The following is a 1,180-nucleotide window of genomic DNA, read 5'->3' on the forward strand; positions in this document are numbered from 1 at the left end:
GCAAGGCCGCAGGCCGCGCAGCCTTGGACCCGTGTCATTAACTGTACGCGCCGCGGTGGCGCGGCGTACCTGATGAACAGCGGCATCGCCGCATTGAGCAAGGGCAAAGAGTCGCCGGGGGGCGAATTTGAGGGGCCGGGGGGCCATCCGAGAGAGAAACTATGTCGACCAGCACCCCCCGCGCCTCCCTTGTCGCCCTTGCAGCCCTCGCTGCAGGCTTCGCTGCCGCCGTTGACGGCGCTCGCGGCGCGCCTTTCATCCCTTCGGCCCTCCGCGACGGCCTCGCCGGCGCTGCCGAGTTCGCCAGCGCTGCGACTGCCGAGCTGACCACCCAGGCTGACGAGGCCGCCGCGCGTGCCGAGCAGGACGCCGCGCTGCGCGAGCTGTACGCGCAGCAGTTCGCCGACCTGGGCGCGATCGCCGCCAACCTGAACCGCATCGCCGAGCTGCACGAGCAGACCCTGGCCGAGCTGCGCCAGCAGACCGAGGCCAGCACCGCGGCCGAGGCCGCCATGCTCGACAAGCTCGCCGAGCTGGAAGCGCGCCTGTCCGCGCTGGAGAACCCGCCGGCCGAGGGCTGATCCATGCAGGCCCGCGAAAACGAGCTGGGCCATTGCCGATGCCCGGTCTGCAGCAGCAGCCGGGCGCGGCTGCGCCTGAGTGCGAAGCAGCTGGTGTACGTGGTCTGTGACGCCTGCAACTCGCAGACCTTCGCGCGCAGTGACCGCAGCGACGAGAAGCTGCGCGCGCTGCTGATCGCCGAGCCGGCCGAGGCCGCGCCGCCAGGTCAAACCGCACCGCCGGCCGAGCCGGCACCGATCGAGCCAACCCCGACGCCGGCGCCGCGCGCCGCCGCGCCGACCCCGCAACCCGTCGCACCAGCAGCACCGCCGGCACCGCGCCGCGCGATGGCCTGGGGCGCCTTCCCGAATTTCTGAGCCATGAACGACGACACCCAACACACCCCCGAAGGCGCCGAGGGCGCCGACAGCATGGCGGCGCTCGATGCGCTGGAGGCCGAGGCCCTGACGATCGAGGGCGCCGGCCAGCAGCAGCAGCAGCAGGCCGCCGCGCAGCAGGCAGAAACCGCGATCGCCAGCGCCGCGGCCGAGCTGCTGAGCTGCCTGGAAATGGTCCGACTGATGGCCTCCCCGGCGCTGCAGTGGTGGACCGCTTATCA

3 protein-coding genes are annotated in these 1,180 nt (G+C 72.3%); all 3 read left to right on the forward strand.

Translation table 11 applies throughout. The annotated features are described in order from the left end of the window. The first annotated feature begins 161 nt into the window (after window positions 1-161). The gene (locus QWJ38_RS23920) at window positions 162-581 is read left to right on the forward strand and encodes a hypothetical protein (RefSeq protein ID WP_290361635.1); all 420 of its coding nucleotides are present in this window, start codon (window positions 162-164) and stop codon (window positions 579-581) included. 3 nt (window positions 582-584) lie between these two features. Beyond that, complete coding sequence (locus tag QWJ38_RS23925) at window positions 585-938, forward strand: hypothetical protein (protein ID WP_290361636.1); 354 nt, start codon at window positions 585-587, stop codon at window positions 936-938. Between the two features lie 3 nt (window positions 939-941). Continuing rightward, window positions 942-1,180 (forward strand): hypothetical protein (locus QWJ38_RS23930; RefSeq protein ID WP_290361637.1); only part of this gene is annotated, 239 nt, incomplete at its 3' end.

Origin of the sequence: Roseateles violae (genome assembly GCF_030410485.1) — a bacterium.
GTDB classification, from domain to species: domain Bacteria; phylum Pseudomonadota; class Gammaproteobacteria; order Burkholderiales; family Burkholderiaceae_C; genus Roseateles_D; species Roseateles_D violae.